At 57.5% G+C, this 261-nt stretch carries 1 protein-coding gene; it reads left to right on the top strand.

Annotated features, from left to right (window positions below):
- Positions 1–217: DotD/TraH family lipoprotein (locus E0D98_RS26575; protein ID WP_165941092.1), on the top strand; the 217-nt coding region annotated here is incomplete at its 5' end.
- Positions 218–261 lie beyond the last annotated feature (44 nt).

The following is a 261-nucleotide window of genomic DNA, read 5'->3' as shown; positions in this document are numbered from 1 at the left end:
CGATGCCCTGGAATTGCTCAACGAACTGGCCCGTCTGCGCGGCCAGCAGTTCAGCTACAGCGGCGTCCGTCTCCCCTTACCCGTCTCACTGCACGTCCGCGACATGACCTTTGCTGATGTCCTTCGTATCACTGAAGCCCAGACTGCCTGGCGGGCAACACTCTCGCAGTCAGCCGGGCGTTTACATCTGTCTTTTATGACGCCGGAGAAAAAATGAAAACACACCTGTGTCTCCTGCTGTCTGCTCTCCTGCTTACAGGC

The sequence above is a fragment of the Escherichia sp. KCJ4928 genome (assembly GCF_004352695.1).
Classification (GTDB): domain Bacteria; phylum Pseudomonadota; class Gammaproteobacteria; order Enterobacterales; family Enterobacteriaceae; genus ECMA0423.
The sequence above is the reverse complement of the archived record's forward strand: the minus strand, read 5'-3'. Positions and strand labels throughout refer to the sequence as shown.